Source organism: Nguyenibacter vanlangensis (assembly GCF_013376155.1).
Lineage (GTDB): Bacteria > Pseudomonadota > Alphaproteobacteria > Acetobacterales > Acetobacteraceae > Gluconacetobacter > Gluconacetobacter vanlangensis.
Map to the genome: position 1 here is coordinate 1 of NZ_JABXXP010000128.1, position 6,443 is coordinate 6,443.

The following is a 6,443-nucleotide window of genomic DNA, read 5'->3' on the forward strand; positions in this document are numbered from 1 at the left end:
CCTCCGCCGCTGCGCGCGGCATGGCCGCCTCCGTCACGGCCGGGCGAAATGATCCGCCGACAGGTCCTTGTGCACCGGCTGCGTGGGCGCGGCCGGCGGAAAGGCCCCCAGCGACAGGAATCCGCCCCCGGCGGCCAGGAGCACAAGAACCGCAAAAGCCAACAGAATGCGCTGCATAGCCGAACCTCGACGCCGAAACGTGGCCATCCGGACGGTCGGCCCGCGCGACTCGTCCGGATGGCTTGGTGCCTTTGCTCTATGTTAGGTTGCGAATCATGTCACGCCCGATTGATTCCGCCGCATCCGATCCCGCCACCGACCCGCCCGCCGCCGACGAGCGGGAAACCCCGTTCCTGTCTCTCGACCTGCTCACCGGGGCGCAGGCGGCGCCCGCGGCGCCGGACCCGGGCGCGCGCAGCATCGTGCTGGTCGGTTTGATGGGCGCCGGCAAGACGACGATCGGCCGGCGCCTGGCAGCCCGGCTGGGCATGCCGTTCGTCGACGCCGATGTCGAGATCGAGCGCGCGGCGGGCTGTTCCATCGCCGACCTGTTCCGCCGGTATGGCGAGGCCGAGTTCCGCAAGGGCGAGCATCGCGTCATCCGGCGGATCCTCGATGGCGGGCCGCTGATCCTGGCGACCGGGGGCGGCGCGTTCATGGATCCGGCGACGCGCGCCGTCATCCGGGATCGCGGGGTTTCGGTCTGGCTGCGCTGCCCGCTGCCGGTCCTGGTGCGGCGCGTCCAGGGCCGCACTCATCGCCCGTTGCTGAACGGGGGCAACCCGCGCGATATCCTGGCGGCCCTGATCGACATCCGGCATCCAATCTATGCCGAGGCCGACATCACCGTGGATTGTGGAGAAGAAAGCGTGGAGCAGAGCGCCGCCGCCGTCATTACCGCCCTGACGCCGGGCAAGCCGCCGCACATCGTGCCCGTGCGGCTGGATCGCTGGCAGTACGACGTGACGATCGGCACGGACCTGCTGCGCCATGCCGGCAGGCTGCTGGCCCCGGTCCTGCCGCAGAGGCGCGTGGTGATCGTGACCGACGAAACCGTCGCCGCCCTGCACCTGCCGCGCCTGCTGGAAGGTCTTACGGGGGGTCTTACGGGAGATTTGGCCGGCGACCCGGCCGAGAGCCCCATCCGCACCGACGTGATCGTGATCGGCGCCGGCGAGGCGTCCAAGACCCTGGCCGAATATGAACGCGTGACCAACCGGCTGCTGGAGCTGGGGGTCGAACGCGGCACCACGGTGATCGCGCTGGGCGGCGGCGTGGTCGGCGACCTGGCCGGCTTCGCCGCCGCGACCACGCTGCGCGGCCTGCCCTTCGTGCAGATCCCGACCACCCTGCTGTCGCAGGTCGATTCCTCGGTCGGCGGCAAGACCGGCATCAACACGCCGTTCGGCAAGAACCTGCTGGGGGCGTTCCATCAGCCGATCGCCGTGCTGGCCGATACCGCGACCCTGTCCAGCCTGCCGGTCCGCGAACTGCGCGCCGGCTATGCCGAAATCGTCAAGGCCGGGCTGATCGGCGACGCCGCCCTGTTCGAATGGTGCGAGGCCAACGGCCAGGCCGTCCTGGCCGGCGACGCCGGCGCCCAGGCCGAGGCGATCCGCCTGGCCTGCCTGTTCAAGGCCCGCGTCGTCGGCGACGACGAGCGCGAGGAAAAGAAATCCAACGGGCGCGCCCTGCTCAATCTGGGCCACACGTTCGGCCATGCGCTGGAGGCCGAACTGGGCTATGACGGCCGCCTGCTGCATGGCGAGGCCGTGTCGATCGGCCTGGGGCTGGCCTTCATGACGTCGGTGCGCATGGGATTCTGCCACCAGACGGACCTGGACCGCCTGATGGCGCATCTGCAACGGCTGGGCATGCCCACGCGCATCGCCGACCTGAATGCCTCATTCTCGGCGGACCGGCTGATCGCCCACATGCAGCACGACAAGAAAATGCGCGACGGACGCCTGTCCTTTGTCCTGGCGCGCGGAATCGGGCAGGCCTTTACCTGCCGCGACGTGTCGCGCGACACTATTCACGACATTCTGCTTATGGAAGGCTGCGGGGACTGATACGTCCCGCCCTGTGGCGCCGGAGCAACGTCCGCCGCCACACTTTCCCGATCCAAACAGGATCTTTGCAAATTCCAGACCCCGCTTCCAAACCCTGGGCACCGCGCGGCGCAGCCCGGGCACCTTTCGGAACCCGTAATCCGTCCGAAATAAACTGTTGCCGTTTCAACACGCTGCGCGACAGTAATGCCTGCTCTGCCGATCAGATGGGTTCCTAAGCCGGAACCGAAGGATCTATAGGGGGTTGAGCATCACGCTGAGGCTGACCGCCCATGGTGCGGCGGTTACTCGAACGGATGATTATATTGAGGACGAAAATAATGCGTCTCCGCACGGCATTACTGGCCACCACGCTGATGGCGGCTGCACCGGTTGCTGCGAATGCGACCATCATCACCGGTCCCTATGTCGACCTGGGCGGCGGCTACAACCTGGTTCAGAACCAGCATGGTCATTTCGCCAACGACCCGATGCCCGGCCAGATCAGCTCATCCCAGTACCGCCACAAGGACGGCTTCACCGGCTTCGGTGCGTTCGGCTGGGGCTTCGGTAACGGCCTGCGCGTCGAACTCGAGGGCGTCTACAACTATTCCGAGATCAGCCACCGCGCCTACACCGCCATGCCGGGCTCGACCTCGGGCAATGACCAGTCCTATGGCGGCCTGGTGAACGTCCTGTATGACATCGACCTGAAGCAGTTCGGCATCGACGTGCCCATCACCCCGTTCGTCGGCGTCGGCGTGGGCTATCTGTGGCAGCATTACAGCCCGACGACCACCGCCTACATGAACGGCGACGTCAGCCGCCTGGGCGGCACGAACGGCGGCTTCGCCTACCAGGGCATCATCGGCGCGGCCTATGACATCCCGGGCGTTCCGGGCCTGCAGGTGACCGCGCAGTATCGCATGCTCGGCCAGACCTTCAGCTCGGGTTCGTACACGCTGACGACCTGGGACCAGATGGGCAAGCACTCGGGCAACGCGAACTTCGACGACCGCTTCAACCATCAGTTCATCCTGGGCCTGCGCTATGCGTTCGAGACGGCTCCGCCGCCGCCGCCGCCGGCTCCGGTCGTCGTGCCGCCCGCTCCGACCCCGGCGCGCACCTACCTGGTGTTCTTCGACTGGGATCGCTCGGACCTGACCGCCCGCGCGCGTGAGATCGTGGCCGAGGCCGCCCAGGCTTCGACCCACGTCCAGACGACCCGCATCGAGGTCAACGGCTACACCGACAACTCGGCCGCCCATCCGGGCCCGCGTGGTCAGAAATACAACATGGGTCTGTCCGTCCGTCGCGCGCAGAGCGTGAAGGCTGAACTGATCCGTGACGGCGTGCCGGCCAACGCGATCGACATCCATGGCTACGGCGAGTCGCATCCGCTGGTTCCGACGGGCCCGAACACCCGCGAGCCGCAGAACCGTCGCGTCGAGATCATCCTGCACTGATCTTGCCGCCCGCGGCGCCAGGAAAAGGGGGATGCCTTCGGGCATCCCCTTTTTTTGTCCACAAATCCCCGGATGATACAACCCGTCCCACCCCGCCGCCCCTTCATCCCGCAATGACCGAGGCCATGCCCGCCACCATCGATCCCCCCTCCGAAACCGGCGCCCCGCCGCCCGGCCCGACCGGGACCGCCGCCTGGCGCGCCAGGCTGGTTCCGTTCGTGAAGTTCGGAATGGTCGGTACGCTGGGCCTGGGCTGGGATACCGCCAGCGTCTACGGGCTGCGCCCGCTGATCGGCCTGACCGGGGCGACGATCGCGGCCTATTTCATCGCCGCGACGTTCAACTGGCTGCTGAACCGCCACTGGACATTCCGCCACGTCGCGCATGCCGATCCCGTCCTGGTGCAGTGGGCGCGGTTCCTGCTGGCCAATGCGCTGGGCTTCGTCCTGAATCGCGGCATGGTCTTCACCTTGTTCATGACCATGCCCATATGCCGGACCATTCCGGCCCTCGCCCTGGCGGCCGGGTCGCTGGCCGGGCTGTTCGCCAACTTCAATCTCAGCCGGCGCGTGGTGTTCCGGCACCGGCCGGACGCCCCGGCCGGACAGGGCCAGCCGGGCTGAACGTCAGGGGAGGCGCATCCCCGCCCGGCCGGGCGATTCGCATCGCCGATGCGGCTGCGCTCTTCCTGCCGGGCACGGCGTGCGCTAGGTGAAGGAACGTCAGAACATTCCGGCCTTCGTCATTTCAGGATCGTCAGTCTTCCGCCATGCCCACAACCAACGATATTCGCGCGGCCTTTCTCGATTACTTTGCGGCGAACGGCCACCAGATCGTGCCGTCCTCCTCGCTGGTGCCGCGCAACGACCCGACCCTGCTGTTCACCAACGCCGGAATGGTGCAGTTCAAGAACGTCTTCACCGGCCAGGAGACGCGTCCCTATTCCCGCGCCACCACGGCGCAGAAGGTCGTGCGCGCCGGCGGCAAGCATAACGACCTGGACAATGTCGGCTATACCGCCCGCCATCACACATTCTTCGAGATGATGGGCAATTTCTCGTTCGGCGACTATTTCAAGGCCGAGGCGATCGAATTCGCCTGGACGCTGATCACCCGCGATTTCGGTCTGAAGCCCGAGCGGCTGCTGGCCACCGTCTATGCCGAGGACGAGGAAGCCGCCGGCCTGTGGCGCAAGATCACCGGCCTGTCCGACGACCGGATCATCCGCATCGCCACGGCCGACAATTTCTGGCGGATGGGCGATACCGGCCCGTGCGGCCCGTGCTCTGAAATCTTCTACGACCACGGGCCCGACGTTCCGGGCGGCCCGCCGGGCTCGCCGGACGAGGATGGCGACCGGTTCGTCGAGATCTGGAACCTGGTCTTCATGCAGTTCTTCGAGGACCCGCCGGGCGTGCGCGCGCCGCTGCCGCGTCCGTCGATCGACACCGGCATGGGGCTGGAGCGGTTCGCCGCCATCCTGCAGGGCAAGCGCGACAATTACGACACGGACACGATGCGCGCGCTGATCCTGGCCTCGGCCGACGCGACGGGCCAGGATCCGGACGGGCCGTTCCGCGCCAGCCACCGCGTGGTGGCCGACCATCTGCGCTCGACCTCGTTCCTGATCGCGGACGGGGTGCTGCCGTCCAAGGACGGCCGCGGCTATGTCCTGCGCCGCATCATGCGCCGCGCCATGCGGCACCTGCACATGATGGGCACCAAGGAAACGGTGTTCCACAAGCTGGTGCCGACCCTGGTCCGCCAGATGGGCGCCGCCTATCCCGAACTGGTCCAGGCGGAAGGGCTGATCCGCGAGACGATGCGCGGCGAGGAAGAGCGGTTCAAGGCCATGCTGGAACGCGGCCTGGCCCTGCTGGAGGACGAAACCGGGCGGCTGGGCGACGGCCAGTCCCTGCCGGGCGACGTCGCCTTCAAGCTGTACGACACGTTCGGCTTTCCGCTGGACCTGACGCAGGACGCGCTGCGCGGCACCAGCCACGCCGTGGACGTCGAAGGCTTCGACCGCGCGATGCAGATGCAGCGCGCGCGCGCGCGCGCCGCCTGGGCGGGGTCGGGCGACACCGCGACCGAAACCGTGTGGTTCGAAGCGCGCGACACGTTCGGCGCGACCGAATTCCTGGGCTACACCACCGAGCAGGCCGAGGCCGAGATCCAGGCGATCGTCCATGACGGCAGGCCGGTGACCGAAGCCGGCGCCGGCGCGCGGGTCGAACTCCTGCTGAACCAGACCCCCTTCTACGGTGAAAGCGGCGGCCAGGTCGGCGATACCGGCCTGATCACCGCGCCGGGGCTCCGAATCGCCGTCACCGACACGCAGAAGCGCCTGGGCGACCTGCTGGTGCATTCCGGCACGATCATCGAAGGCACAGCGCGGGTCGGCCAGGCCGTGGTGGCCAGCGTCGATCACGAACGCCGCGGCGCGATCCGCGCCCATCATTCGGCCACGCACCTGCTGCATGAGGCCCTGCGGCGGCAACTCGGCCCCCATGTCACGCAGAAGGGCAGCCTGAACGCCCCCGACCGCCTGCGCTTCGACATCAGCCAGCCCCGGCCGCTGACGCCCGAGGAGATCGCGGCGGTCGAGGCCGAGGTGAACGCGCGCATCCGCGAGAACAGCCCGGTGACCACGCGCCCGATGTCGCAGGACGAGGCGATCAACCTGGGCGCCATGGCGCTGTTCGGCGAAAAATACGGCGACGAGGTGCGGGTCGTCTTCATGGGCGCGCCCGAACCCGGCCGCGCCGCCTGGTCGATCGAACTGTGCGGCGGCACGCATGTGAACCGCACGGGCGATATCGGGCTGTTCCGCATCACCTCGGAAAGCGGGGTCTCGGCCGGCGTGCGCCGCATCGAGGCCGTGACCGGCAGGACGGCCGAGCAGGCCGCGGTCGCCGCCGACCAG

General features: G+C 68.0%; 5 protein-coding genes. 4 read left to right on the top strand and 1 reads right to left on the bottom strand.

What is annotated here, in order from left to right; translation table 11 throughout:
- Window positions 1-33 precede the first annotated feature (33 nt).
- A complete protein-coding gene (locus tag HUK84_RS23520; RefSeq protein WP_281362768.1) occupies window positions 34-162 on the bottom strand; it encodes a hypothetical protein in 129 nt (42 codons plus the stop codon).
- Between the two features lie 113 nt (window positions 163-275).
- On the opposite strand from HUK84_RS23520, the gene aroB reads away from it, so the two are divergent.
- The 4 genes from aroB to alaS form a co-directional block, all read left to right on the top strand.
- Window positions 276-2,072, top strand: coding sequence for a 3-dehydroquinate synthase (gene aroB / locus HUK84_RS08470; RefSeq protein ID WP_176639912.1), 1,797 nt, complete (start codon window positions 276-278; stop codon window positions 2,070-2,072).
- A 320-nt stretch (window positions 2,073-2,392) separates the two neighbouring features.
- Window positions 2,393-3,517 carry an OmpA family protein gene (locus HUK84_RS08475; RefSeq protein ID WP_176639913.1) on the top strand — a complete coding sequence of 375 codons (1,125 nt, stop codon included), beginning with the start codon at window positions 2,393-2,395 and terminating at the stop codon, window positions 3,515-3,517.
- 125 nt (window positions 3,518-3,642) lie between these two features.
- Window positions 3,643-4,140, top strand: a complete 498-nt coding sequence (locus HUK84_RS08480) for a GtrA family protein (protein WP_176639914.1) — start codon at window positions 3,643-3,645, stop codon at window positions 4,138-4,140.
- Window positions 4,141-4,286: 146 nt separating this feature from the next.
- Window positions 4,287-6,443 (top strand): alanine--tRNA ligase (gene alaS / locus HUK84_RS08485; protein ID WP_176639915.1); only part of this gene is annotated, 2,157 nt, incomplete at its 3' end.

Coding starts and splice junctions, on each gene's coding strand:
- aroB (WP_176639912.1), top strand. CDS start 276: ATGTCACGCCCGATTGATTCCGCCGCATCCGATCCCGCCACCGACCCG.
- HUK84_RS08475 (WP_176639913.1), top strand. CDS start 2,393: ATGCGTCTCCGCACGGCATTACTGGCCACCACGCTGATGGCGGCTGCA.
- HUK84_RS08480 (WP_176639914.1), top strand. CDS start 3,643: ATGCCCGCCACCATCGATCCCCCCTCCGAAACCGGCGCCCCGCCGCCC.